Annotated in this window: 31 protein-coding genes and 1 pseudogene; 21 read left to right on the plus strand and 11 right to left on the minus strand. The window is 43.6% G+C overall.

What is annotated here, in order from left to right; translation table 11 throughout:
- Positions 1–35 precede the first annotated feature (35 nt).
- The 3 genes from U719_RS07825 to U719_RS07835 are packed head-to-tail and all read left to right on the plus strand — an operon-like array spanning position 36 to position 2,351.
- Positions 36–701: a GntR family transcriptional regulator gene (locus U719_RS07825; protein ID WP_041255097.1), complete on the plus strand. Its 666-nt coding sequence runs from the start codon at positions 36–38 to the stop codon at positions 699–701.
- Positions 701–1,633: a multidrug resistance efflux transporter family protein gene (locus U719_RS07830; RefSeq protein WP_041255099.1), complete on the plus strand. Its 933-nt coding sequence runs from the start codon at positions 701–703 to the stop codon at positions 1,631–1,633. Before U719_RS07825 ends, U719_RS07830 begins: the two co-directional genes overlap by 1 nt.
- A 16-nt stretch (positions 1,634–1,649) precedes the next feature.
- Positions 1,650–2,351, plus strand: coding sequence for a DUF554 domain-containing protein (locus U719_RS07835; protein WP_023468217.1), 702 nt, complete (start codon positions 1,650–1,652; stop codon positions 2,349–2,351).
- A 44-nt stretch (positions 2,352–2,395) separates the two neighbouring features.
- On the opposite strand, the gene U719_RS07840 is transcribed toward U719_RS07835, so the two are convergent.
- Complete coding sequence (locus U719_RS07840; protein ID WP_023468218.1) at positions 2,396–2,866, minus strand: 8-oxo-dGTP diphosphatase; 471 nt, start codon at positions 2,864–2,866, stop codon at positions 2,396–2,398.
- Positions 2,867–2,869: 3 nt separating this feature from the next.
- Positions 2,870–3,616 carry an arylamine N-acetyltransferase gene (locus U719_RS07845; RefSeq protein WP_023468219.1) on the minus strand — a complete coding sequence of 249 codons (747 nt, stop codon included), beginning with the start codon at positions 3,614–3,616 and terminating at the stop codon, positions 2,870–2,872.
- Between the two features lie 237 nt (positions 3,617–3,853).
- On the opposite strand from U719_RS07845, the gene U719_RS07850 reads away from it, so the two are divergent.
- Genes U719_RS07850 through U719_RS07860 form a run of 3 tightly spaced genes read left to right on the plus strand, consistent with a single transcriptional unit; the run spans position 3,854 to position 6,728 of the window.
- Complete coding sequence (locus U719_RS07850) at positions 3,854–4,720, plus strand: Fe(3+) dicitrate ABC transporter substrate-binding protein (protein WP_369792085.1); 867 nt, start codon at positions 3,854–3,856, stop codon at positions 4,718–4,720.
- Between the two features lie 59 nt (positions 4,721–4,779).
- Positions 4,780–5,763 carry an iron ABC transporter permease gene (locus U719_RS07855; RefSeq protein ID WP_023468221.1) on the plus strand — a complete coding sequence of 328 codons (984 nt, stop codon included), beginning with the start codon at positions 4,780–4,782 and terminating at the stop codon, positions 5,761–5,763.
- On the plus strand, positions 5,760–6,728 hold the full coding sequence (locus U719_RS07860) for an iron ABC transporter permease (RefSeq protein WP_023468222.1): 969 nt from the start codon (positions 5,760–5,762) through the stop codon (positions 6,726–6,728). Before U719_RS07855 ends, U719_RS07860 begins: the two co-directional genes overlap by 4 nt.
- Before the next feature lie 105 nt (positions 6,729–6,833).
- Here U719_RS07860 and U719_RS07865 read toward each other — a convergent pair whose 3' ends face one another.
- Genes U719_RS07865 through U719_RS07875 form a run of 3 tightly spaced genes read right to left on the minus strand, consistent with a single transcriptional unit; the run spans position 6,834 to position 8,890 of the window.
- The gene (locus tag U719_RS07865) at positions 6,834–7,766 is read right to left on the minus strand and encodes an ATP-binding cassette domain-containing protein (RefSeq protein WP_369792082.1); all 933 of its coding nucleotides are present in this window, start codon (positions 7,764–7,766) and stop codon (positions 6,834–6,836) included.
- Positions 7,763–8,452, minus strand: a complete 690-nt coding sequence (locus U719_RS07870) for an ABC transporter permease (protein WP_023468224.1) — start codon at positions 8,450–8,452, stop codon at positions 7,763–7,765. The genes U719_RS07865 and U719_RS07870 overlap by 4 nt, the downstream gene beginning before the upstream one ends.
- Positions 8,453–8,476: 24 nt before the next feature.
- Complete coding sequence (locus tag U719_RS07875; protein ID WP_023468225.1) at positions 8,477–8,890, minus strand: DUF4064 domain-containing protein; 414 nt, start codon at positions 8,888–8,890, stop codon at positions 8,477–8,479.
- A 187-nt stretch (positions 8,891–9,077) separates the two neighbouring features.
- Between U719_RS07875 and U719_RS07880 the strand changes: the two are divergent.
- The 3 genes and pseudogenes from U719_RS07880 to U719_RS16480 all read left to right on the plus strand — a co-directional run bounded on the left by U719_RS07880 (position 9,078) and on the right by U719_RS16480 (position 10,609).
- A pseudogene (locus U719_RS07880) lies at positions 9,078–9,380 on the plus strand (DUF2089 family protein).
- A complete protein-coding gene (locus U719_RS07885; protein ID WP_023468226.1) occupies positions 9,377–9,661 on the plus strand; it encodes a hypothetical protein in 285 nt (94 codons plus the stop codon). The pseudogene U719_RS07880 and the gene U719_RS07885 overlap by 4 nt, the downstream one beginning before the upstream one ends.
- 336 nt (positions 9,662–9,997) lie before the next feature.
- Positions 9,998–10,609 (plus strand): hypothetical protein, encoded by a 612-nt coding sequence (locus tag U719_RS16480; RefSeq protein WP_144080700.1) that lies wholly within the window; start codon positions 9,998–10,000, stop codon positions 10,607–10,609.
- Positions 10,610–11,399: 790 nt separating this feature from the next.
- On the opposite strand, the gene U719_RS16485 is transcribed toward U719_RS16480, so the two are convergent.
- On the minus strand, positions 11,400–13,202 hold the full coding sequence (locus U719_RS16485; RefSeq protein ID WP_051353605.1) for a type I phosphomannose isomerase catalytic subunit: 1,803 nt from the start codon (positions 13,200–13,202) through the stop codon (positions 11,400–11,402).
- A gap of 147 nt (positions 13,203–13,349) precedes the next feature.
- Between U719_RS16485 and U719_RS07910 the strand changes: the two genes are divergently transcribed.
- From U719_RS07910 to U719_RS17120, 7 genes are all read left to right on the plus strand, one after another.
- Entirely contained in the window at positions 13,350–13,646 is a 297-nt protein-coding gene (locus U719_RS07910) for a PTS sugar transporter subunit IIB (RefSeq protein ID WP_023468230.1), read from the plus strand.
- 5 nt (positions 13,647–13,651) lie between these two features.
- Positions 13,652–13,981, plus strand: coding sequence for a PTS lactose/cellobiose transporter subunit IIA (locus U719_RS07915; RefSeq protein WP_041255102.1), 330 nt, complete (start codon positions 13,652–13,654; stop codon positions 13,979–13,981).
- A gap of 15 nt (positions 13,982–13,996) precedes the next feature.
- Positions 13,997–15,334, plus strand: a complete 1,338-nt coding sequence (gene celB / locus U719_RS07920) for a PTS cellobiose transporter subunit IIC (RefSeq protein WP_023468232.1) — start codon at positions 13,997–13,999, stop codon at positions 15,332–15,334.
- Positions 15,335–15,375: 41 nt separating this feature from the next.
- Positions 15,376–16,800, plus strand: a complete 1,425-nt coding sequence (locus U719_RS07925) for a glycoside hydrolase family 1 protein (protein WP_369792083.1) — start codon at positions 15,376–15,378, stop codon at positions 16,798–16,800.
- 82 nt (positions 16,801–16,882) lie between these two features.
- Positions 16,883–17,611, plus strand: a complete 729-nt coding sequence (locus U719_RS07930; protein WP_023468234.1) for a GntR family transcriptional regulator — start codon at positions 16,883–16,885, stop codon at positions 17,609–17,611.
- A gap of 59 nt (positions 17,612–17,670) precedes the next feature.
- On the plus strand, positions 17,671–17,991 hold the full coding sequence (locus U719_RS16835) for a hypothetical protein (RefSeq protein ID WP_023468235.1): 321 nt from the start codon (positions 17,671–17,673) through the stop codon (positions 17,989–17,991).
- A 15-nt stretch (positions 17,992–18,006) separates the two neighbouring features.
- Positions 18,007–18,138: an HNH endonuclease gene (locus U719_RS17120; protein ID WP_353047611.1), complete on the plus strand. Its 132-nt coding sequence runs from the start codon at positions 18,007–18,009 to the stop codon at positions 18,136–18,138.
- Positions 18,139–18,314: 176 nt separating this feature from the next.
- On the opposite strand, the gene U719_RS07940 is transcribed toward U719_RS17120, so the two are convergent.
- Positions 18,315–18,530, minus strand: coding sequence for a hypothetical protein (locus U719_RS07940; RefSeq protein ID WP_023468236.1), 216 nt, complete (start codon positions 18,528–18,530; stop codon positions 18,315–18,317).
- Positions 18,531–18,912: 382 nt separating this feature from the next.
- Between U719_RS07940 and U719_RS07945 the strand changes: the two genes are divergently transcribed.
- On the plus strand, positions 18,913–19,698 hold the full coding sequence (locus U719_RS07945) for a DUF2268 domain-containing protein (protein WP_156357193.1): 786 nt from the start codon (positions 18,913–18,915) through the stop codon (positions 19,696–19,698).
- A 274-nt stretch (positions 19,699–19,972) separates the two neighbouring features.
- Here the strand turns inward: U719_RS07945 and U719_RS07950 are convergent, their stop codons facing one another.
- Positions 19,973–20,215: a hypothetical protein gene (locus tag U719_RS07950; RefSeq protein ID WP_023468238.1), complete on the minus strand. Its 243-nt coding sequence runs from the start codon at positions 20,213–20,215 to the stop codon at positions 19,973–19,975.
- A gap of 645 nt (positions 20,216–20,860) precedes the next feature.
- Here U719_RS07950 and U719_RS07960 point away from each other — a divergent pair.
- Positions 20,861–21,361: a hypothetical protein gene (locus tag U719_RS07960; protein ID WP_023468240.1), complete on the plus strand. Its 501-nt coding sequence runs from the start codon at positions 20,861–20,863 to the stop codon at positions 21,359–21,361.
- 679 nt (positions 21,362–22,040) lie between these two features.
- Positions 22,041–22,325: a DUF3784 domain-containing protein gene (locus tag U719_RS07965; protein ID WP_051353626.1), complete on the plus strand. Its 285-nt coding sequence runs from the start codon at positions 22,041–22,043 to the stop codon at positions 22,323–22,325.
- A gap of 22 nt (positions 22,326–22,347) precedes the next feature.
- Here U719_RS07965 and U719_RS07970 read toward each other — a convergent pair whose 3' ends face one another.
- Together U719_RS07970 and U719_RS07975 are read right to left on the minus strand one after the other, a co-directional pair.
- On the minus strand, positions 22,348–23,025 hold the full coding sequence (locus tag U719_RS07970) for a hypothetical protein (RefSeq protein ID WP_023468242.1): 678 nt from the start codon (positions 23,023–23,025) through the stop codon (positions 22,348–22,350).
- 37 nt (positions 23,026–23,062) lie between these two features.
- The gene (locus tag U719_RS07975; RefSeq protein WP_023468243.1) at positions 23,063–23,563 is read right to left on the minus strand and encodes a GNAT family N-acetyltransferase; all 501 of its coding nucleotides are present in this window, start codon (positions 23,561–23,563) and stop codon (positions 23,063–23,065) included.
- A gap of 97 nt (positions 23,564–23,660) precedes the next feature.
- Between U719_RS07975 and U719_RS07980 the strand changes: the two genes are divergently transcribed.
- Together U719_RS07980 and U719_RS07995 are read left to right on the plus strand one after the other, a co-directional pair.
- Positions 23,661–24,272, plus strand: coding sequence for a hypothetical protein (locus tag U719_RS07980; protein ID WP_023468244.1), 612 nt, complete (start codon positions 23,661–23,663; stop codon positions 24,270–24,272).
- Between the two features lie 592 nt (positions 24,273–24,864).
- Positions 24,865–25,338, plus strand: a complete 474-nt coding sequence (locus U719_RS07995) for a hypothetical protein (protein WP_023468247.1) — start codon at positions 24,865–24,867, stop codon at positions 25,336–25,338.
- 64 nt (positions 25,339–25,402) lie between these two features.
- Here U719_RS07995 and U719_RS08000 read toward each other — a convergent pair whose 3' ends face one another.
- Positions 25,403–25,780, minus strand: coding sequence for a VOC family protein (locus U719_RS08000; RefSeq protein WP_023468248.1), 378 nt, complete (start codon positions 25,778–25,780; stop codon positions 25,403–25,405).
- Positions 25,781–25,789 lie beyond the last annotated feature (9 nt).

Genomic DNA, 25,789 nt, shown 5'->3' on the forward strand with positions numbered 1-25,789 from the left:
TAGTATCAATGATTAATATGTAATATATTACTTGTATGAAACCTACAGATGATTTAGCCATTGCACGACTTCCTCTCAGTGAGGAAGTATATCGACGCTTACAGCATCACATCATCACTTTACGCCTCGCCCCAGGTGAGAAGGTGAACGATCAAGCGCTCGCGGAAATGTTCGGTGTCAGCCGGACGCCGGTTCGCGAAGCCTTGAAACGACTCGAGGAGGAGGGATTGATTTTTGCGAAACGGGGCTCGCGGACGATCGTGACGGAGCTTGATGCTGAACAAGCACAGCAAACCTATCCAATCATCGCGACGCTGCACGGGCTGGCAGCGCGTCTAGCCGGACCGCAATTGACGGAAGACGACTTGATGGAACTTCAGACGATCCATCAACAGTTCACGACGGCAATCGATCAACAGGAGACGGAGACAGCACTGACGTTAGACGATGCCTTTCACGATGTCTTTGTGTTGCGCAGTCAGAACGCTCAGCTACGAGAAACGATTCGCCGATTAACACCGCTGATCCACCGGCTTGAATACGCCCAGTTCGATCGACTCGGACGCCAATCGATTGCCGATCATGCGGCGATTTTGATCGCGTGCCAACAACGGGATATCGAACAGCTCGTCCAAGCGACGGAACACAACTGGAACGGACTCGGACGTCTACTCGTCTCGACCCTAAAGGAGGAGCGCTGATGCGACCGATCATGTATGGCATCCTAGCGGCGATGTTCTTTGCCGTCACCTTCATCTTGAATCAATCGATGCAAGGAGCAGGGGGGCACTGGATTTACAGTGCGTCGCTTCGCTTCTTCTTGATGTTGCCGTTCTTTATCGTCATCGTCTTGATGCGCCGAGGCATCGGGCGCGTCATACAAGCACTGCGAGCAGACATCGGCTTTTGGTTACTATACGGAACGATAGGTTTCGGATTGTTTTACGGTAGCATCTGTCTTGCTTCCGATCATGCGCCAGGCTGGTTGATTGCCGGAACGTGGCAATTGACGATCCTAGCCGGACCGCTCCTTGCACCGTTGTTCAAGCAACGGATTCCGTGGTCGGCCCTTAAGTATTCCGTCTTGATCGTCCTTGGCGTCGTCGTCATGCAGTTATCCGTCGCAGGAAGTCTATCGCTACAATCCTTACTGTTCGGTGCCTTGCCGGTGCTCGTCGCTGCGATTGCCTATCCGCTCGGGAACCGGAAGATGATGGAACGGTATGGTAACGAGCTCGACGTGTTTGAACGGATCCTTGGGATGACGATCGCGAGTCTACCGTTTTGGATCGTGCTCTCCGTAATTGCTTACATACAAGTCGGATTACCAAGTGTCAGTCAAGTGACCCAGTCCGGCTTCGTCGCCTTATTCTCAGGCGTCATCGCGACATCGCTCTTCTTCTACGCGACGTCACTCGTCCGGACGGAACCGGTCCGGTTAGCCGCGATCGAGGCGACCCAGTCGTTTGAGATCGTCTTCACCGTTCTCGGGGAGATTTTGTTTCTCCATGCGGCACTACCGACGGGACTCGCGACATTCGGGATCATCCTCGTCATGCTCGGGATGACGTTGCATAGCTTGAATCAGGTGGAGCGGACGGTCGTCCGTCCTGCGAAACGAAAAATCAATTGAGAAAGTAGGCTGTCAGATGGTTTTAACAGGTACACTCGTCAATACCGTCCTGATCATCGTCGGGACGTTGCTCGGATTGATGTTCCACCGGATTCCGGAACGGATGAAGGAGACGGTCTTGCAAGCGATTGGTCTAGCCGTCGTCGTCCTCGGGATCCAGATGGGAATGAAAAGCACGAACTTTTTGATCGTCATCGGTAGTCTCGTTCTCGGAGGTACGATCGGGGAATGGTTCCGTCTCGATGAGAAGCTCGACCGGATGGGGGCATGGCTCGAACGTAAAATCAGTCGCGGTCGACCATCGAATATCGCCGAAGGCTTCGTTACCGCGACGTTGATTTTCGTCATTGGAGCGATGGGTGTTCTCGGTGCGCTCGACGGTGGACTACGTCAGGATCACGACGTCCTCTATACGAAGGGATTGATTGACGGCTTCACGGCGCTCGTCCTCAGTTCAACGCTCGGGATCGGCGTCATGTTCTCAGCGATTCCCGTCTTTCTGTATCAAGGAGCGATCGCACTGAGTGCCGTTGCGATCACGAAGTTCATTCCCGACGCCGCCTTGCAAGAATTCATCTTGGAGATGACGGCGACCGGTGGAGTGATGATTGCAGCGATCGGTCTTAATCTCGCCGGAATCACGAAGATCCGCGTCGCGAACTTGTTACCGGGCATCGTCATCGTCGCTGTCATCGTGACGGGCTTACATTTATTCTAACGAAACATCCCCGCCTGTCCGAAAGGACGAGCGGGGATGTTGTGTTATGTCTCAATTAATTCATGTGTCTCGTATGCCGTGATCGTATGGGCATCGTAATGGAAGTCATGCAGTAACGGGTGTTCGGTCGACAGAGCAATCGGTAGGTAGTGCCGGAGGTTGCTGATGATACCCATGTTATCGTCGCTTAAAATCCAGTCGAGTGATTTCCAATCGAGGATTCCTTCAACTGTCATGACCGGTGTCGGAAATGGACGATTTTCTAAATCAGCCAGGTAGAGGTACATGCCAGAAGTCTCTTCCCCATGTAAGCGGACGATGCCTTTTGATGTCACTGAGGTGAGCGTGATACCTGTCTCTTCAAACGTCTCGCGGATGACGGCAGCTTCCGGTGTCTCGCCCGGTTCGATCTTACCACCGACACCATTCCACATGCCCATCGCCGGACGTTTTTGCCGATTGACGAGTAAAAAGTGGTCCGCATGGCGGATTAAACAAAGCGTATAACGATCCATGATTTACGACTCCCGTCCTAAAAAGTGTGTATTGTACAGCATGTCGAATTGGGCGGGACCTGCGACCGGTAACTCGGTCGTCGTCGTTTCTTCAATCCGTAACGTCCGCTCAGTCAACGTCTTTTGTCCGCGCGGCGTCCGCATCGCGACGAGGCGACCTTTATTGAATGGCGAAGCGTCGCTCTGCTGGATGATCTGTTCCATCTTCGATAAGTCATCTGTTGTAATGGATGTCTCGCGGTCGAACCGGTAGCCAGTCACAAACTCCGCTTGTCCCGTTCGCTTCATCACAAGTGTGTCATTATTGATGATCCGGTAACTGCCGCTAGCGGAATGAACGGTCTCCCCATTCAACGGAACAGGAACGAGCGGTAAATTGACGCCGAAGCCGGTATCGAGCAAGTGCGTTTCATTCCAAATGATCGCAACATGGGTCGGTCCGGTCGCTGACCAGGCGTCCGACTTCGTATCGTAAACAGTCGCTTGAACGAGTCGAACGGGACAATTCAGTTCCTGCAGGACCCGGTGCAGCAGTCCGTTCAGGTCGTAACAGACACCACCGCGTCGCTCCGTCAAGAATGTTTCGATGAAGCGCTCGTCGCTAAACGGACGGATGCGTTTCTCAAGGACGGTCGTATTCTCGAACGGTAACTGGTAGGCGAAGGCTTCGAGTAAGTCAGGTAATTGATCAAACGTGATTGCATCGAGCGGAAACTCAATTCGCTGTCCTAAGTCTTTCATCCAATCCATCTCTGATCCCTCCTTTATTCACTACCTGATTATCCCATATTGCTTCAGAAAATGTGGATTTCAGTCTATATTATCTGAAAATAAGGATTTCCCTTTTGTTCGATGGAAATCTTTGATATGCTGAGACAGGATTAATTAAGAATGATTCTCAATGTCGAATCACGAATCAAAGGAGGTCTCACCATGAGACGGAAAACTTGGATGACAGCGTTGACGCTCCTCGTGTTGAGCAGTTTGATGCTTGCGGCTTGTTCTAGTCAAGCAGAGCAATCGAACGAAAAGACGCGGACGATCACGCACGAAGCAGGAAAAACGAAAGTACCGGAAAAGCCGAAGAAGGTCGTCGCGCTCGAATTCTCGTTCGTTGATGCATTAGATGAACTCGGCATCACACCAGTCGGGATTGCACAAGAAAACAAGACCGATGTCTCCGGATTACTCGGAAAAGACATCTCGTTCACGGAAGTCGGTACACGCCAACAACCGAATCTTGAAGTGATCAGTTCCTTGCAACCGGACTTGATCATCGGCGACTTCAATCGTCATAAAGGGATTTACAAGCAATTACAAGAAATTGCACCGACGATCATCTTGAAGAGTCGCAATGCAACATATGAAGAGAACATCGATTCGTTCAAGACGATTGCTGAAGCGGTCGGCAAAACGAAACAGATGGACGATCGCCTTGCGCTTCATGAAGAGCGCTTGCAGGCAGCGAAGAAGAAGGTTGATCCAAAAGATGACCGGAAAGTCATGGTCGGTGTCTTCCGCGCCGATTCACTGACAGCACACGGTGAGACGTCGTTTGACGGTGAGTTGCTCGAGAAGATTGGTATCGAGAATGCCGTTACGAAAACAGCGGAACCGACCGTGACGATCACGTTAGAGCAGATGGTCAAGTGGGATCCGGATGTCATCTTCATGGCGGAAGCCGATCCGAAGTTACTGAAAGAGTGGAAGGATAATCCGCTCTGGAATCAGATCACAGCGGTCAAAAACGGAGAAGTCTATGAAGTCAATCGTGACCTCTGGACACGTTACCGTGGTCTGGACGCTGCTGAACAAATCGTTGACGAAGCAATTCAATTGCTCAAACAGAAATAACGAACGACAAAAAGCCGGAGCAATCTGGCTTTTCGTCTTGATGAAAGGGGAAAGATCCGGTGCAGCGGAAACGTCTGATTTTCGTACTTATCTTACTCAGTGGCTTGGCCGTTTATAGTAGCTTGTTCTTTGGTATCACACAGATGAATCCGGTCCACTTAGTGCAGGAGTGGATCAGTGGCACGACCTCTAAAGCGGGACTCGTCCTGACGAATCTGCGCCTGCCGCGTCTCTTACTCGGATTGTTGCTCGGAGCAAACCTTGCTGTCGCTGGAGCGATCATGCAAGCTGTGACACGGAATCCGCTCGCTTCACCACAAGTCTTTGGGGTCAATGCTGGTGCGTCGTTTCTCGTCGTCTTAAGCCTACTCATCTTTCCGTCACTCGGAACGGCGAACTTGCTTTACTTCGCTTTTGCCGGTGCCTTACTCGGTGGCGTGCTCGTCTTTTCATTCGCTTCGATTCGCGGAATGACGGCGTTAAAACTTGCCCTCGTTGGGATGGCGATCCATCTCTTATTGACGTCGCTAACGAAAGGCTTGATCTTGTTCAACGATCGAATTACGAACGTGTTGTATTGGTTGTCCGGTTCGCTCAGTGAAGCAAGCTGGCTCGAACTCCGGATCGTCTTACCGTGGTCGCTCGCCGGTTTGATTCTTGCGGCAAGTCTTGCGAAGTCGCTCGCCGTTTTCCAACTCGGGCAAGACGTCGCGGTCGGACTCGGACAAAAAGTGACGCGGATCCGTCTGCTTGCCGGCATCAGTGTCGTGTTACTCGCAGGGGTGACGGTTGCCGTCGCCGGAGCAATCGGCTTCATCGGTTTGATGGTGCCGCATATTACGCGTCGCCTCGTTGGTGAGGACTACCGGATCGTCTTACCCGTCTCTGCCGTCATCGGTGGTCTGTTGTTGACGTACGCCGATGTCCTCGCGCGCTTCATTGCCTATCCGTATGAATCACCGGTCGGCATCGTGACGTCATTACTCGGAGCACCCTTCTTCCTTCTGCTGGCACGCCGTCAGATGAAAGGGGGATTACGATGAGAGAGATGCGTCGGATTCTACTTGTCGCAGTAATCGTTTTCGTCACAAGCTTCGCCTTACTGTCGGTCGGTTCGATTCAGTTGTCGGTAACGGAACTCTGGCAGTCGTTCTTCGGTGGAAAGGATGCCTTCATCGTCCAAAATTACCGCTTGCCGCGAACGGTCCTTGCCTTTTTAGCAGGTGCGAGTTTCGCTCTTGCTGGAGTCATCTTACAAAGTGTCATCCGCAATCCATTGATCTCACCGGACGTGATTGGGGTGACGAATGGAGCGTCTCTGTTCGCTGTTTTGACGATTGCCCTCGTGCCGGACGGTCCGCTCTTGTTGACACCGCTCGCCGCCTTTATCGGAGCAGCACTCGTCATGTTAGCGTTGATGATGCTTGAGCGGGGTGGAAACGTCTCACGCAGTTCGTTTGCGTTACTTGGTATCGCCGTTAGTGCGATCTGTGCTTCAGGAACAGAATACCTGTTGATTAAATTTCCACTCCAGACGAACGATTCACTCGTCTGGCTTGCTGGAAGTCTGTTCGGGAAAGGGTGGCAGGAAGTGTTGATCTTAGCGCCGGTGCTCGTCGTGATTGGTGCGATCCTCTTCTATCGCCATCATCAACTCGATGTCTTATCACTTAGTGAGGAAGTCAGCATTGGTCTCGGGTTACCGATTCAGCGGACGCGGCACGTCTTCTTAGCGCTCGCTGTTGTTCTAGCGGGTGTTGCCGTCGCGACGGTCGGTGCAATCGGCTTCATCGGTCTGATTGCTCCACATATGGCACGGCGTCTCGTCGGACATAAACATCTCGCCGTTTTACCGATGGCGCTGTTACTCGGCGGTGGGCTGCTCGTCGTCGCCGATGCGCTCGGTCGCGGGATTCATCCGCCGCTTGAAGTACCAGCCGGATTGATCACAGCAATCATCGGTGTACCGTACTTCCTGTATCTCTTACGAAGAGAGCGGGCTTCATGAACAGATAGCAGAAAATAAAAATAATCCCCCTCATTTCATAAGTGGAATGGGGGGGATGTTGTATAAAAGTTTTTGTTTGATTCATCATGAGGCAAGTTATTCACTTTATGCCGAGCGAATTTCTGAACCTAAATTCAAGAAGATCTCTTCCAACGACGCTTCCTCGACTTCGAGTCGATACACGTTAACGTGTTGCGAGACGAGGTAGCTATTGATCGTAGCAATATCGTGTTCACTTTGGACGATGAACGTCGAGTGAGTAGAGGAGACGATGACGTCTTTCGCAAGTGTCGACAACTTGGTCTGCAGATGTTGTTGTGTATCATTGTCGAGCGGTGCATGTTTTACGTGAACGGTGATGTTCTTCTCATGTTGTTCCCGTAACTCCTCCATCGTGCCTTGCGTCTGAATCGTTCCGTCCTGCATGATCGCGATCTCCGTACACAGTTTTTCGACCTCGTCTAAGTTATGAGACGTTAAGAAAATCGTCGTTCCGTCTGCTGCGATCTTGCGAATCAAAGTATGAATCCCGAGAATCGAGTTGGCATCAACGCCAGACGTCGGTTCATCTAAAAATAGGATTTCCGGTCGATTAATCAGGGCTTGGGCGATCCCGAGCTTTTTTTTCATCCCAAAGGAGTAGTTCTTCGTTTTCACATCGATGGCGTCTTCAAGTTGGACATCACGGAGGAGTTGTTTTAATTCGTCCGTCGTCGTCTTCAGACCGAGGACTTTACTGAAATACTTCAAGTGATCGTGCGCCGTGAAGTTTTCGTAAAAGGTCGAGTAATCCGGCAGGACGCCGATTCGGGTCCGGACGTCCTTCAAGGAATCATTCGGTGCTCCGAGTAACTCGAACGTTCCGGATGTCGGACGGACAAGACCTGTGATCATGTTGATGAATGTTGATTTACCGGCGCCATTTTGACCAAGGAAGCCGAAGATGGCCCCTTGTTTGATTTCGAGATTCAACTGGTTGACGACGGTCTTATTGCCGTACTGTTTCGTTAGATTGGTTGCGCGAAGGGCTAGCATCATAAATCTCTCCTTTTAAAGATCATCAAGCTCGCGATGACGAAGACGGCGATATGGATCAAGACAAGATAAGTGTATGCAGTGTTTTCTTGCGTATAGTAATAATAGGGCGTCAAGTAAGACAACGTATCAACGATGACATTCTTCGAAATAAGACTCCACATCCCAATGACCGGAAGCGCGATCGAGATGAAGATGCCGACGAACATCGTCATTGCAGAGCTGTTGACGACTGTCGAAAGAAACAGCGACAGACCGATGAAGTAAGAGACGAAGATGATGCTTTGGATCAAATCGACGATCGAGAACGATTTTGAAAACGGAACGATTAACAAGAGGGCAACTGTCAGACAGAGGACCCAAAACGAGACGTTGCCTAAAAACTTTCCAAAAATGATGTTCTCACGAGATGTTTTCGTCGCAAGAAAACGAATCGTCTTCGATTCAATCTCTTTGTTGACGCTACTATGAGAAATACTCGTCACGAATAAAGGAGATGCTAAGAACAAAAGCAGCATCAAACCGATGATATAGGCGTTGTCACCTAGACCGAGATCACTGAGTTGTTCTTTGAACTGGCTGACAAGCTTAGCTGAACCAATCGACACACCGAACAAGACGACGATGATCAGGATGGCTCGAATACTTTGGAAAAGCGATTTAAATTCTCGAAGTGTAATCGCGAACATATCGACACACCTTTCTGTTTGAGTTTAGTATTGCCGTGCTATCTTTTTATTCTTCGTGACGTTAGTGATACCGGCGATCAAATAAGCGATTGAACCAAAGACACCGGCGAGTAATGTGAAGATCCCACCGAGAATTGCAGTAATGATCAACATCTTTCCTGCTGAACCGTTTTTGCGAATCCGGACGATCGAGACGATTCCGCCTATCGTACATAAGAGAGAGACGGCACCAAGGTATAAGAAGAATTGTTGGAAGGATGTGAGGATTTGGGTAGACGTGACATCCGTAATGTTCTCATCTTGAATGAATTGATCGACCAACTCCCTCATGCCAGCGTGATCCGCAATCGATCCAGACAATAGAAACCCACCTAAACATAATGATCCAAACAAGACGATACCGATGACAGCAAATATGTATTCCGTTGTTCTTTTCAAGTAAAACACTCCTTTTCCTTATTTTTCCGATTTTACAAACCTAAACTACCATGACTTGAATCACTATGACAAGCGAAATAATGAATATATTTTAATGATTTATTGGTTAAATGTTTAATTAATATCAAAAATACTTTAACTTTATTTAAATGAATGCTATTGTAGTGACATGGGAGGGAAATGGGAAATGAAAAAAGATGATGTTCCAGATTGGGTTTTATCTCTAGAATTGGAAGAGATGGAATTCGTTAAATAATTCATCGTAAGCTCGGGTTCTTTGAAGGAACTGGCGAAACATTATGATGTCTCCTATCCCACAGTTCGGATTCGCGTCGATCGGATCATTCAGAAAATCGAAGTGAATGAGAAAATCGAGAATGAACCGTTCATCGCATACATTAAACAAATGGCCATTGAAGATCGCATTACGATTGAGGATGCCAAAAAAATCATCGAAAAATATCGACTTGAGAGGGGTAACAACGAATGAACTTTATCATTTCTGCTTTATTCATCACCGTTGGATTAGGATTACAGCAACTATTAGCGAGTCGAAATAATCCGTATCTTGGCGTCATTATGCCGCTTCTATTGACAATCGTCATGACATGGCGATACCTCAATGGTGGGTACAATAGTTTTCTAGCTTATGCATTAATTTTAGGATTCGGTTGGATTGTACTTTCAGTTGAATGGTCGAATGGCCGGAAATCTTTTAAAAAGAACCAAGAAAAAGAACTAGAACGGATGCGCGTCCACGATACACTATGATGGAAAGCGTACATCTTTTCTAAAGGAAGACGATCTCAAAAGAGGTCGTTTTTTTAATGACCAGAAAAGAGAGGTACTGCAGTTCATTTCGTACATCAATATAAAGCAATGATTGGCAAAAGGAGCAAATGACTTTAACTTCCTCATCACAGAATCTGTGAATAAATAATGGTCTAAGTCACATCACGCTGAATTCATAAATTTCAATTCGAAAATAACTATAAAATTGAAGTGTGATTAAGAATAGAAAAACAGACGGTGAAAGTATAGGAAAAGAACAAATAACGTGATAATTTGAGAATATATTACATAATCTAAAAAAAGTGAGTGGAAAAAATGAAGCGTAAAACGATGACGTTCTTAACAGCATTGAGTGTTACCTTAACTAGCTCCTTTATGTACGAGGCATTTGCAGAGGGAAAACAAAAGGCACTGACTCCACAACAAAAAAACCAATATTATCAGCAGTATGCGGTTATTCTTCGTACTATTAATTCGCATCATCCAGATACAGATTTAGAACTCGTCGATCAAAAATCCTTTAAGGAAAAGGATTGGGTGACGCCGAACCGTTTTCGAAAGATAGCGGAAGATCGAGTCAAAGTAAAGTTCGCATCGACGTTCGATTTCTCAAAGAAAGAATCCACATCTAAATCAAAAACGATTCATGCGAAGGGGACAACATTTGCCATTTCGATCACTGGTACATTTGATACCGCACTTCGTGAGGAGGCAGAAAGGCAAGTCTTTAAAACTATCACGTCTATGACGTCAACCGCTTCATCGAGTAAGGGGACATGGAGACAGCTTGGATATACCGCTACTTTGATGGATGGCGGAAGAACATACGATGTGACGGTCGGTGGAGAATTCATTCAACATGGTATTTCTTCCACACACAACATTCCTCTGGAGTTTTATTGTAGTGCAGAAGGTGTGATTAATTAGTTCAAAGTAGCAGGGGAAGAGACATTGATATGTATCCTATAAAGCAGTAAAAAAGAAGCTTACATGATGTGTAAGTGTCTTTTTACTGCTTTTGTACGTGGAGGAGAAGATTCAATCGACACGTGACTTCGACATTTTTTCACAAAAATCATACGTATGATATACTAATTTATGTAAAATTGTAAAAGAGGTGAATGACATGGATGATAAAACACAAAAGATCTTACGGATATGGCTGAGTATTCCTAGATGCATGCGTATTTTCGTTCCGGTTCTCCTATCTTTACTTGTTGTACTCGGTGCCATTTTTAAAGGGATAGAGATGCTGATTCATCCTACTTCACTCTCGATCTCACTCTCGGATCTACTGATTTGTTTCATCCCGTCCATTGTTTTAGCTGTAGTGATTATTAAAAATACGAAGTAATCGACAGAACACTCATATGTATAAAGGAGATGAGACGATGGATCCGCGTAAGAAAAAAGTATATTTTGTTGGATATATTCTCTTTTTAATCGTGCTATTGATAGATTATTTGTTCGTCCCGAATACAGCATTTTATTCTGTCTTGTGGGTACTGCTTGGTCTTTTTTTGGTATTTAACATTTTTCTGTTCTTCCTTAAACCCAAAACGGATTGAGAACGAGCTGAAGTCATTTTTAGCAATTCGCTGCTCTAAAAAATAGCTATATTCGAATAGATAGGATGTATACAAAGAGGGTGATCCATTTCAATAACGGAATGGATCACCCTCTTTGCTTTGATTAAATAAGGTAAGTGATGTGTTGCTTACTCTACTTCATCTAGAGCAGCAGCTCCGATGACGCCTGCCTGTCCTTTCAATTCGGCAAGACGGATATCGACCTTTGAACGAAGGGAAGGATATACGAGTTCGCGAACACGTTCCTGTAACGCTTCCCAGTATAAATCAGCAGATCCCGTAACACCTCCTCCAACGACGATGACTTCCGGATCAATCGTGTGAATGATGTTTGCAAGTCCAGTTGCTAAATGATTAGTAAAACGATCCCTCTCTTGCGGATGGGCGAGTAATCGCTCGATGGACGAGGCGTGTCGTTCGTTAGCTCGTGACTGTAGTGCTGTACCACTGGCATATCCTTCGAGAGAACCTTTGTTCAACACAGGATGCAGTGGACCCGATGAGTCGATAATCGTATTGCCAATCTCACCAGCGTATCCATTTGCTCCACGGATTAGTTGTTTCATATAGACATAACCTCCACCGATTCCTGTACTGACGGTCACATAGTAGACAGATGATGAGTGACGTCCCGCGCCGTATAACGCTTCACCGAGAGCCGCGGCATTGGCATCGTTCTCGAGAAAGACGGGTAAGTCGAATGCGGAGGAAAGTGGGGTAACCAAGTCGACTTCATCCCATCCTGGTAAATTTGGTGGAGATAACAGAAGTCCAGTCTTCGTATCGAGTGGACCAGGCGCGGCAATTCCGATGTTCGACAGGTGAAATTCCTCTGAAAAAACTTGAATGGCGTACTCGATATTTGAAAGCGTCTGGGATGGACCTGCTTTAGGATTGGTCGGAAACGACAATTGTTTAACGATTTTATGTTGATTGATCACAGCGACACGTGTTTGCGTTCCACCGAGGTCGATACCGATTCGATGAGGCGTTGTCATTTTAAGAGAAGGACCAGTGATCAAGACGAGACCGTTTCCTTTGATGAGAAAGGTGCTATTTGCCGGAAGAATCGCAGTCGCTCCGACAGACAGGAGGACGTGGTCCAATTCAATCGTACCTTCGATGACCGTGATGACGCGAAACAGACGGCTTACCTCTAAGATATGTGTCTGCCTGATCGACCACTCTTCGACAAAGAAGTCGGGTGTTTGTGTCAATCTTTTACGAAAAGGAGTGAGCGTGACGGCAGGTTCCGTGTACTGGAAATGAGGAAAACGAATGATACGACGGGCTTGTTCAAGATGAAGCGGGCGTACCTTTCCCGTCACCGGATCAGACCGGTCGTAATCAAATAGTCGATAGGTCGTATCTGAATTTTGTTGAATTTCAAGGACGACACATCCTTTTGTTAACGCGTGTACTGTGCCAGCAGGTACATAGATAAAATCACCTTTAGCGATTGGCACATGCTGAAGAGACTGCAATAAAGTACCCTGATGAATGGTCTCATCAAAGTTGTTTAAGGAGGTTAACGAATGACCATAGATAAGGACGGCGTCTTCTGGACAATCTAAGATGTACCAGCATTCATTTTTACCAAATGGCTGCTTTTCAAAACGATTGGCATCCTTGTCGTTTGGATGGACTTGAACGGATAAATCCTCCGAGGCATCGATCCATTTTACCAATAGTGGAAAATCAGAGTCGGTCTCCATACCAAAAATTTCAGGGTGATTTGACCATAGTTTTTCTAAGGTGAGTCCCGTCATTGGTCCAGTCTGGACGCGTGACATGCCGTTTGGATGACTTGCTACTGTCCAGACTTCTCCCGTCCGTTGTTCTTTAGGTATCGAAAATCCATACTCTTGAAGCTTCTGTCCGCCCCAAATTCGTTCTTTTGAAAGGGGAGTAAGATAAATCGGTTTTGTCATACAAATTCCTCCTTCATCTTATTTTCAATAACAACTCTACACTTTTATAAAATAAAAATAAACAAATTAATTATCAAGTATAGACATGAATGAATTAATCCGTATAATCAAATGTGTAAGCGATTACAAATGAGGAGGGAATTGTAGATGAGAAAAATCATGTTGGCGTGTAGTTCAGGAATGTCGACGAGCATTTTGGTGTCGAAGATGCAAGAACATGCGAAGGGACTCGGAGAAGAAGCTAAAATTTGGGCAGTCGGACAAGATCAGGCGATGAAGGAGATGTCTGGTGCAGATGTCATCTTGATTGGACCACAAATGCGATTTCTATTATCAAAATTTCAGCAAGCGACAGACAAACCGGTCGAAGTCATCGATATGATGGCGTATGGAATGGCAGACGGAAAAGCAGCTTACGAACAAGCTGTGAAGTTGATGGGGTGATCGATATGCAGACGAATGAACAGACGATGGAGCAAATTGCTTTCACGATGATCTTACACAGTGGAAATGCGAGAAGTACGATTCGTGAAGCGATCGAAGTGTATAAAGATGGCACGTTTGAAGACTTCGACCAATTATTATCAAATGCAAGATCGCAATTACAAGAAGCGCATCAAGTTCACTTTAGTCAGGTCCAAAAGGAAGCAAACGGTGAGCCAACGACGCTCTCCTTATTGTTATTACATGCAGAAGATCACCTGATGTCGACGCAGACGATGCTTGATTTAACGACCGGACTCATCGAACTCATGGAACATAAGTTTTCCCAAAAATGATAAGGAGTGTTTAAGATGACTGAGAATAGTAAGTGGTTTGATTTGCTAAGTCGTTTTTTGATGCCGATGGCGGCATTTTTAAACAATAGTCGATATTTGCAGACATTACGTGATGCATTCATGCTTGCTTTTCCGATTACGATGTTTGGTTCCTTAATTGTCGTCGTCGCGAATTTACCGTTCCTTGATAAGTTCATGTCTCCGGGTGTACTAGATGCCTTTAAGACATCACTTGGAAACGCTCCATCCGCCACAATGGGCATCATGTCATTGTTCGTCGTATTCGGTATCGGTTATTATCTGTCTAAAAGTTATGAGGTCGAAGCTGTTTTCGGTGGCGTCATCGCACTTGTTTCGTTTTTATTACTTACTCCTTTCTTTGTTTCAGTCGAAAATGTCGCCGATCCAGTCGGCAATGTCATTCCACTCGACCGTCTCGGCGCAAAAGGCATGTTCCTAGCCATGATCACGGGATTCATAGCAGGAGAGATCTATCGCTTCATCGTTCAAAAAAACTGGACGATCAAAATGCCTGCCGGTGTGCCGACAGCTGTCGCCAAATCATTCTCAGCACTCGTCCCGGCATTACTTACGCTCACCGTATTCCTTGGCATTAACATTGCCGTCACTTCACTGTTAGATACGAACTTACACGATCTCATTTTCAATCTTGTTCAAAAACCACTTGTTAATCTAGGGAACGGACTCTTCCCGACGTTAATCGCCATCTTCTTCGTGCAACTATTCTGGTTTTTTGGACTGCACGGACAAGTCATCGTCAACTCGGTCATGGACCCGATTTGGAACACACTCTCTCTTGAAAACTTGAATGCGTACACGTCGAACGGAGAAATCCCGAACATCATCAGTAAACAATTCATCGAGATCTATACGGTTGGGATCGGGGGTTCCGGTTCAACACTCGCTGTCGTTGTTGCCATCTTGTTATTCATGCGATCGAAACAAATGAAACAAATCGGAAAACTGTCAATTGGACCTGGTATTTTCAACGTTAATGAACCCATGATCTTTGGACTTCCTATCGTCATGAACCCATTGATCATGATTCCATGGATCGTCGCACCGCTGATTACGGTGACCGTGACGTACTTCGCGATGTCAACGGGGATCGTCCCACCTCCGACCGGTGTTGCGGTACCGTGGACTGTCCCGATGTTCATCAGTGGAATGATGGCAACCAATTCGTTAGCTGGTGGATTGCTACAATTAGTCAACTTTGCAATCATCATGGCAGTCTGGTTCCCGTTCCTCGTCTTCATTGACCGTTTGAATTTGAAGAAAGAACGGGAAGAAGCGAATACTACTCAAGAGAAAAATCAACAGATCGGATAAAGTATACCGGATGAGTGAAAAATGAGAGATAGGATGTGCTAATGATGAATCAGATAGAGAACAAGACGACTACGATTAAAAAGTATGATTTTCCGACGGATTTCTGGTGGGGGACAGCTGCCTCTGCGACACAAACGGAAGGAGCCGCCTATGAAGGTGGAAAAGGTCCGAACATTTGGGATCACTGGTACGAGGTCGAACCGAACCGCTTCTTTGATGGTGTCAGTGCTTCAGTAGCATCTGACTTTTACTATCAATACAAACAAGACATTGCCTTGATGAAAGAGCTCGGGCACAATTCGTTTCGACTATCGATTTCTTGGTCGCGTCTATTTCCAACGGGAGAAGGAACCATCAATCCGGAAGCGGTCGATTTCTACAATCGTGTCATTGACGCGTTGATTGAAGCTGGGATCGAACCGTTCGTTAATTTATATCATTTTGATATGCCGCTTGCCTTACAAGAAAAGGGAGGATGGGAGAGCAGGGAAGTCGTGATGCATTATGTTGCGTATGCCAAAACCTGCTTTGAACTGTTCGGTGACCGTGTCGGCAAATGGTTCACCCATAACGAACCAATCGTCCCGGTCGAGGGGGGATACTTGTACGATTTTCATTATCCGAACGTCGTAGATTTTAAACGAGCGGTCCAGGTCGCCTATCATTCGATTCTATCAAGTGCCCTTGCAATCGAAGCATACAGAGATACACGACAAACAGGAAAAATCGGAATTATTCTCAACCTGACTCCCTCTTATCCGAGAAGTCAAAATGAAGCGGATCGACAAGCAGCGTATCTAGCGGACATCTTGTTCAATCGTTCTTTCCTCGATCCGTCCGTTTTAGGTACTTTCCCTGCTGAATTAATCGAACTGTTAAAAGAGCAGGATGCCCTCCCGGCGATGGGTGAAACGGACCGAAAAAAAATCGAGACGTACACCGTTGATATCCTCGGCATCAACTACTATCAGCCGAGACGTATCAAAGTAAAAGAACATCTTCCGAATCCGAAAGCACCGTTCATGCCAGAGCATCTTTTCGATTATTATGAAATGCCGGGACGCAAGATGAATCGACATCGTGGTTGGGAAATTTACGAAAAGGGTGTGTATGACATCCTGACGAACTTACGTGAGAATTATGGAAACATCGAGTGCTTCATTTCAGAAAACGGGATGGGAGTGGAAGGAGAAGAACGCTACCGAGACACGGACGGTAGTATCCAGGATGATTACCGGATTGACTTCATCGCGGAACATTTGAAATGGGTGCATCATGCATTAGAGGAAGGATCGAACGTCAAAGGATATCACCTTTGGACGTTCATGGACAATTGGTCGTGGAGTAATGCCTATAAGAACCGATATGGTTTCGTCGGTGTCGATTTGACGAATCAAACGCGTACAGTAAAAAAGAGTGGTTACTGGTTCAAGCATCTCATCGAAGAAAATGGATTCGAAGGATAAGAAGAAAGGATCGGGGTATATCTAGCCCTGATCCTTATTTTTTGTTATATTATATGTATATGTCTATACATGGGGTGTTGTCATGTCTAATAAAAAGAAACCAAAGTATGAAAAAATTGCAGATGAATTACGAGAACGGATTCTTCATGGCGGATACAATGTGGAAGAAGCGATGCCAGACGAGATTCAACTAGCAGAAGAGTTTGAGGTCAGCCGGATGACCATGAAACGTGCTCTAGAAATCCTCGTACTCGAGGGGATCATCTATCGACAACGAGGACAAGGGACGTTCATTTTACCGTCAAGCTTTTCCCAAGGAAGAATCAATGTATTAAACAAAGAGTCACAAGGGTTGACAAAGCTGCTCGGAGAGCGGGCTGTCAGAAGTGAAGTTCTTCAGTTCGAGGTTCGTTTTCCGGAAGCCGAGGTCGCACGCCATCTGATGATCGAGAAGACCGATCCCGTTTATGAGATACGGCGTGTTCGATATGTTGACGACGAACCATACGTGATCGAACACACGTTTATGCCGTCTTCATTAATTACCGGAGTAACGCGAGAAGTTCTTGATAGTTCGATTTACCGGTATATCCAAGAAGAACTCGGTTATACGATCACGAGCTCGCATAAGATGATTCGGGCAGACAAGCCGAATCAATGGGATCATGAATATCTCGGGAACGAGGAGACCGATCCTGTCATCGAAGTAGAGCAAGTCGTATTCCTTGGTAACGGAAAACCGTTCGAGTATTCGTTTTCACGCCATCGTTATGATAAGTTCGTCTTTACGTCTGTCCATATCGGCAGATGATAAGATTTAATCTGTTTGAGATTAAAGCGATACGTGATCATGTCAATCATTCAAAAGATATGTTACTTTTTCATCAGGAACAAAATGGTTTATATCGATTTGATGATCAGCTAACGTTAATGGATTATAAACTGAAACAAGTGCTCGATCGTGACGGTCATTCACGGGAGATCATGCAATTTGTTCTTGGATCAGCTACGATTATGAAGCATGATCAGTTCGAGTCGGAACGTCATTTGAAGAGTAGTGTAATAATTGAAGATTCGCTTGAAAATTTAAAAATATGGCTCTTCAAGATACGTCGACAAGAGATGAGTCGATTTCAAGTCAAACAAATAAAGGTCAGAAAACAATCAGAAGCGATTAAAGTATATGCATGAAAGAGAGCGGCAGGAATATGCGAAGTATATGGACGATCTGAACTATTTGAAGCGAGTCACGTGTATAAATTTTCGGATGGTGACCCTGATCATACTGAACATGTCGTAGCAATTTGTCCGCACTGTCATGCTCGCATTCATCGCTGAATAGATGGTAGTACGTATAATCAGAAATTAATAAAAAAATTGATGCAAAGGAAAATTCTTTTCGATTCAGACGAATTTATTAAGATAATTTTATACGAAAGGAATAAACTGATGGGCATCTAAATTTCATCAAAAAAGTCTGCATCTGTACAAGATGTAGACTTTTTTGATGAACGTTATATTAGTTTTTCAATACGTAACACGTGTTTAAGTGTATGCCATGTTTCTTCTAACTCAGGTTTTTCAAAAATATAAATAATTAATCCATCTCGATTTCTCGTCAAAATGACACGATAGGCATCATTTGGAATGGAATGCTGTAAGGCTTGCGAAAACTGATGTTGATCGATCTGTAAAAAATCTTGAATCGTACCACTCCATCCAACTGACATGTTTAACACTCCAAACGATGAGAATTTTAGAAAAACAAATGTATACGTAGATAACGTTATAGGTTCTTAAAAATGGTCTATGAACAAACTGAAACTTACTTTTTTATGGATAGATGGAAAATAAATCTATATAATTATTTTATAAGCGTTATACGATACAATCATTTCAACAATAAGGTGGTAAATAATTTTGAGAATACGTCTAGCGTTCTTTTTATCAATACTCATTTGTTGTGTATCAGGATGTACATCCCAACCGACGCAGTCGACTGAGAAACCCAAGTCCACTATTCGAGAAGTTGAACTAGCAAAAGACCAGCATGCAAAAATCATTACATTGTACCCAGCCTATATCGACTACTTCACAAAAGTTCAGAAAAAGATGAAGGACACAAACGTCACGGACGAGGACCTACAGCGAATCTTCGATAAAACCGTCCGTCGGGAACTGGATCGCATTCAGAAAGAGCAGGATATCTTTCTTGATTTCAAGGGGTTCAATGACGTTTTTTCCGCCACTTCTTATTTGAACGATTTAAAAAGATTGACGAAACGTTTGATGCATGAAGAGAAAGAAAATATGAAAGCTGTTCATGAGGCACTCCGAAAATCAGCTGACCACCTTCCTGGTAAAGATAAGATTATCCTGATGCTACCCTTATCGGAAGAGCATCGATACGCCGCAAAGGCGACGAGCGGGCTGATTGGTTTTACGATGAGCGATGGTAGTATGGTGATTATGTTAGGTGAAGAGTATACGCATGAGATACTGGAGTACGTTGTTGCGCATGAGTATAATCATTCCGTAGTGAACGAACATCCTGAAATCAGACAACCAAGTTCCATCGACTATCTCATATTCGAAGGTAAAGCGGAGGTGTTTGCGAAGGAACTTTATCCTAAAGCGCCCCCTATAGAAACAGAAAAGATGGCTTTCAACGATAAAAAGAAGATACTCGAACAGGTTAAGAACAACTCCTTAAGCTACGAAGAACTTAGCACTGGAAGTGAAGCGAAGGATGTCCCTCGATTAACTGTTTACAGTTTAGGAACGGAGTTAATGTCAGATTTCCGACAAAAAAAATCTGAGCAGACACTGCAAGAGTTTTCATTAACACCAGTTTCAGATGTCATTCATGAAGGAAAGTTTAAATTGATTCTTGAGTAAAGAGGAGAAGGTGCATAAAAAACACTGACGTTTGAAGCGAAAAAGTAAATACTTTCAATCTAGAAGGTCAAAACGCCAAAAGCAACCGAAGATATAATAGAGAATGTGAAGAGCATACTCTCAGATAAAGTTATGCTGAAATGACTGCGTGACGATCTATTGGATATATAAGAATGTTTTCTCTCTTACATATACTCTGAGGGAGCGTTCTTATTGGACTGTCACATCTTTGTAAGAGCTTAGACATTCGTTATCCAATTCGATCGATTCGATTTTATGCGAAAATCCCTAAAAAATTCAAGACAGATAGTACAAATAAAATTAAAAGAACCATCATTAAAATAAAAGCTAACATTTTGCCTATACCTCGATTACTAAAGATAGCAGCTAATAAAGCAAGGACCAGACCACCAATGAGGATGGCGTCGCCCCAAAATCCATTAATCGGGAATGTAAAAAGTACCAAGAAAGTAAGAACCATTAATCCGATAGAAATCCAGCCAAGTTTTGCTCTCAAGAGAAGACCCCCTTTTATTTGTATAAATTTCATTATCAGTATACAAAAAATGGGATGTTATTCAAGCAATTAGAGGTGTACGTCTCTCTTCTAAACGCCTGTCATCCTATCTCACTTACTTAATGATAACTATGAATCATCCTCTTATACGTATCGTAAATTTTGATTAGGTTAGTTTTTTTATTAGGTTAGTTTTTTTATATTGATAAGCATTTTTGGTGAAAATCCTTAAAGTAAACTTACTTTTTAGTACAAATATAAGGTCGTATGGTAGAGTGATGATTGTCAACTATTAGCTATGAATAAAGGAGATTTGAAGATGTTATCTTGGCTCGGTATACATAAAGTAGAGAAACAAAGACATCAATTTTTTGGGAATATCGAAAAGCGGACTATAACTTTAGTTTTACTGACGTCCGTGTTGGTTTCATATGGAATCAAGATGTTGTTTACGTATGTAATTCCATTCGCATATTTGAAGGATCCCATCGTTGCTGTTTTGCCGGGAATAATTGGAGTATTGTTTGCTGTAATATACGTATTAGTTCTAGAGAGACGACTTCAAGAGAAACACGATGAAAACATGAAGCAAGGCTGACGAATTAATAACATAAATTGATAGATTCATGCTTGGAGGTACTTATCATGTTTACAGTCGAAAACTATATTGATTCAATTAAGATCCATCTTGAAAAGCAGTCAGGTTTAGTGGAGGACCAACTCCAGAAAATCTTTTCTTATCCGTTCTCTAAGGACATCGAAGTACTGGACTTCACAGCATTCATTGAACCGACTAGATTCGAACTTTCGGTCATCATGTTCTCAATGGATAAAGAAGCAAATGAAGTATTTAACGAAGGAAACGATTCAACTGTTTTTGCTGGGAGCGAAGATGTATTACAAGAAGTCGAATATCATCAAATGAACGACAGTCAACTCGAGGTTTTTTTTGAGTTTCATGAGCAAAATGAAGAAAAGTTAATTCCACAAGAACAAAGCGTTTTTGCACAATGGTTCAGATTGTGCTGGGAAAAAGCTGGTGGAGCGTCACTAAATCTTCCATCGTACTTTACGATACACGATAGTGATGATTCTCTTGATTTAAAAAACAATTGTTGGATGGATGCTGAAGAAAAATGGTCTTGATGAAATAAGAATGGTAAGCTTCCTAAAAAAGTAGACAGCTTTGATATTTCAACTGTCTACTTTTTTAGGAAGCTTTTACTATAGCTACATCTAGATTTTGATAGGTCAAAAACAATACATCATTTTCGTCACGATGGGTGAGGATGGAATTAAGTCAATCGCCTCGCTCTTCGAGTTTTCAGTCACGCCCTTGAATAGTTGAAGGACAAAATATCGCATGGGAGTATTCTCTACATTTGATAATCGAACAAAGTGGACACGCTAACCAGAAGAACTAAGGATGAAAGCTTTACATGCGGTTCTGACTCAAAAGCAATCGCTCTCTAGCGCTAAAGTATTTTTGGTAGGAATCATATAGTAGAACGATGTTCAGCTCACTATCTTGGTTGATCACTGCGGTCTTTGCTCTTACTTGATCACTTGAGTGTTATTCCTTACACGCAGATAGAATCAATAAAGGGATACAGATAATGGGTACGATTAAGAGTTTCAACATACGATTGTTCTTTCGGTCATTTACTAAATCAACATATTACTGTGGTAGTGTACTTATGATATTTTATGAAACGCAGACTGCTTATAGAACGTAAATGGATAAATAACATGATATCTATTAAAACAGGAGAAAGGAGCAACGACCTTGAACGATTCCATCGTGTATGTCGTGATTTTAATCCCCATGCTAGTGTTTGCGATCGTTTTATCAAGAGGAAAGGGTGCCTCATTGCTTGCAGGATATAATACGATGTCAGAGAGTAAAAAGGAAACATATGACGAAGTCGCCCTGTGTAAATTCATGGGAAAGATCATGTATGGGATTAGCTTTAGCCTATTATTGATCGCATTCAGTGAGATATCTGGATATTCGTTTTTATTCGTAGTAGGCTTCGTTCTACTCGTGTTTTTTATAATTTTTGCAGGCGTCTATACGAATACGAAGAATCGATTTAAAAAAGGACTGTAAATTCGTCTAAGTCAGTATGTCCTTAGTCGTTTAAATCATAATTTAATTTAGAGAAAGGGCGACTAATCTTAAAATCGAAGTCAATCAACGTCTGTATATCATTTTTTTGACGATAAAGTTCTCTCATGAATTGTAAGAAGATGTAGCGACATGTGTATAAATCGTCTCCTGTATCTTCTCGCATCGCTCCGTAATTAATCTCCTCACCAAGCGAATCATACACGATCGTCTCAAACTCCAGATTCGTATGCCACATGAAATCTAAAAACCCATGCAGGACTGCTTTTTTATAGGTCTCTAGTGAAAAAGTAGCCAAGAGTTGATTTTGATAATGAAATTCTACTTGTTTTTTTCGATAGAAAAATCGAATCATGAACTGGTTAGAAATTTCTTCGTTTTCATATGGAAGTGACCAATCGAACTTTTCGATGTCATGCAAATCATTCGTGGTCACACTTTTTATTAACGCATGCCAAAATTGGAATAGCTCGCTCACGTGTGCGTTAAAAGGGAGAGGCATTCCCTCTATACAAAAGACGACTTTTCCAGCAGGATAGCCGCCAGCTCGACCAAAAGCATAGTTAAAGATATCGTTGTCGATCGTATGGGTCATCTCTACGAATCCTGGATAAGTGTGATTCACATCATGCTCTTCTTTTTCAGGCGGAATTTCAAGATAGCTTTTAATTTCGAGATTCATAAAAACGTCCTTTCTGTTATCTCATAAGAGTAAAGCTTTAATAGTTGCTGTTGTCGCTCACTAGAACGAATGAAGCGTCATCAATATTATAAGCGAAAATATACATGGGTGAATTCGTCGTCTCAATCGCCTCAACTAAAGTCCATCCTAATTTTTTATAATATGCTGAAGCGTTTTCTGTTTTTAAATAGATTGTTGTGATCTGTCGTGATTTGGCGTAAACGATTAATTGATTGATCAGTTGCTGCGCGATCCCTTGATTCCGATAGACTTTTTCAACGAATAAAGAAGCGAGCCAAGGCGTATAGGCTGGTCGTTCCTTCAAGTCATTTTCAAAGAGAGAGACGGTTCCGATACACGTGACATCATCTAAGGCAATCAACGTCACAGGATACGACTCATCTGATTTTTTGTCCAAAAAGGCTTTTATTTGTTCATAGGGTGTCGTTCCTTTTTTCTTTTGAACGAATTCGGTATGAATCATTGTGGCAACTACTTCTAATTGTTCAGGATGATTCGATAATGTATCAATGATCATCTTTTCATCCTCCTTTCTACAATTGTTATATCGATCCGTCCTGCAACAGTTATTTAAAACAATACATCTGTCCTCATCAGAATAAAGGAGTTTTAAAATGAACTTAGAACAATACTTGCAACAACATTTTGGGAAGGTGAACTTATTTGATCGTTCCTTTGTCAAGAAGGATTTAGTATTCCACGTAGATTTAGTGAAGGATCTTTATCAGCTAAAGGATAATTTAGATGAAATCAATGAAGAATACTTCAAACAGGTATACAAAAAATCAAACGAACTGTTTGAAGATGTATTCCGAGAAGAGGAGTCCCTTTATTTAATTGTGCATGTGAGAAGTGAGCGCGGTAAGTATCAACAGTCAGCGACGAAAGTATTCCGTCACTTAAAAAGAAGAGAAGATCAATACAACATAAAGTTTGTAGAGAAAGTGATGGATGAGGAAGAGCAAGTGATCGAATATGCCGTGTTATTACCGAACAAAAACGCATTAGATTACAAGCGTTTAATCAAAGCGATTTGCCATCAGGATTTCCCACCGCTGCAACCAAGATTTCGTCAAACATATACATACTATCCGGAAGTCTTTTTCGTGAACGTAGATCGAAAAATCGTCATGAATATCTATGATGATCGCGGTTGTTTCCTACTGTTCGGTGATTCAGCAACGTATGACGTGTTCAAGAAGAAATATCGTAATGATATCAGCTAATCGAATGTAATCGCTTCTAGAAATACTTAAGCTAGTGCCAAGAAGCCGATCACTGAAAAAATAAAAAGCACCAATAGAGAAGTGAGTAATGTTAACGCAATGATTTTCCCCGTATTTCTTAGACTTATGATGGCGCACACTAGCGCAAGCAATAGTCCAGCTAACATATAGTTCGTACCCCAAAAACCATTGAACGGTAAGAGCTTAACAGTGAGGAAAGTGAAAACCACAATACCGATTGAGATCCATCCTAGGTGCTTTCGCATACACGAGTCTCCTTTAATAAGCAGAATATATAGCCATAATTTGGCTTGAATTAATCATATCATTACAAATATTGGGATATAAAGAGTTTTCAATAGATGCTTGAATATAGGACGCATTACATTCTTATCATGCAAAGGTTTAACGAAATAATCCTTAATTTCAAATCAACTGATGCATTACATGATTTGTTAATTGCAGTGGTGTCAATGTTTTACAAAACTATACGTTATGTTAAGATAGGTGAATCGAAGGATAAAGACAGTAGGAACCTCAGTTCATAGAGGCTTTTACTGTCTTTTACTATTTTCGAAAGGGGTAGGCATCTATGAAAAAGCAAGTATTGCAAAAAATGAAGGCAATTCTGTTGATGAGTCTTCATTTTGGATTCATCTATTTATTGATGAATCCAGTGAACCTCGGGAGTGTTGAAGAAAATCTGTTCATGACGATCTTCGTTCTGATCGAGGTTTATGTCGTAACGGTCTTTTATACGAGTTTGATTTTTTTAGGGATCGGGACACCGTTATCATTAGGGATTGAATATATCGTGAGTCAGCAAAAGCATAAGCGTAGATGGTCGATTGTCCTGCACCTGCTGTTAGGAGGAGTTCTGTCGTTAATAATTCTTCTTCTATTTGGCATTTTGCCACCATTTTCAGCGTGGATGGATACGGAGATTCTATTGAAAGTTGTCTTCTTATTGTTCTATCCAGTAGGGTCTCTTTTCGTATTTGAACGATTGATCGATCGTCGGAAATCAACTCGTCACGAAACATACCAACAAGCAGGAAACCATTGAGCATTCATCGAGCAACAAACAATCCCTCACTCTAATCAGAATGAGGGATTGTTTCGTTTCATCCTTAGATTGTCAACTCGATCACATTACCTTCCGGGTCTGCGACCGTACTTTCGTAATACCCGTCACCCGTCGTCCGGGGACCGTCAAGATGTTGTACACCTGCGTTCTGTAACCGAGCCGTCCAGTCGTCGACCGCTTGTTTGCTGCCGAGCGAAAAGGCGAAGTGGGCATACCCGAGCGCATTCATCGTCCGTTCCGTGATATCCGTCCGTTGCATCAACTCAAGACGCGCACCACTCGAGAACGTCAGGAAATACGACATGAACCCTTTCGCCGGATTATGATACCGCTCGCCTGCCGTTGCATCAAAGTGTGTTTCGTAGAATTGACGCATCCCGTCAAGGTCTGCCACCCAGAGGGCGATATGTTCAATCTTCATCTCCATTCC

The organism is Exiguobacterium sp. MH3 (assembly GCF_000496635.1).
GTDB lineage: Bacteria > Bacillota > Bacilli > Exiguobacteriales > Exiguobacteriaceae > Exiguobacterium_A > Exiguobacterium_A indicum.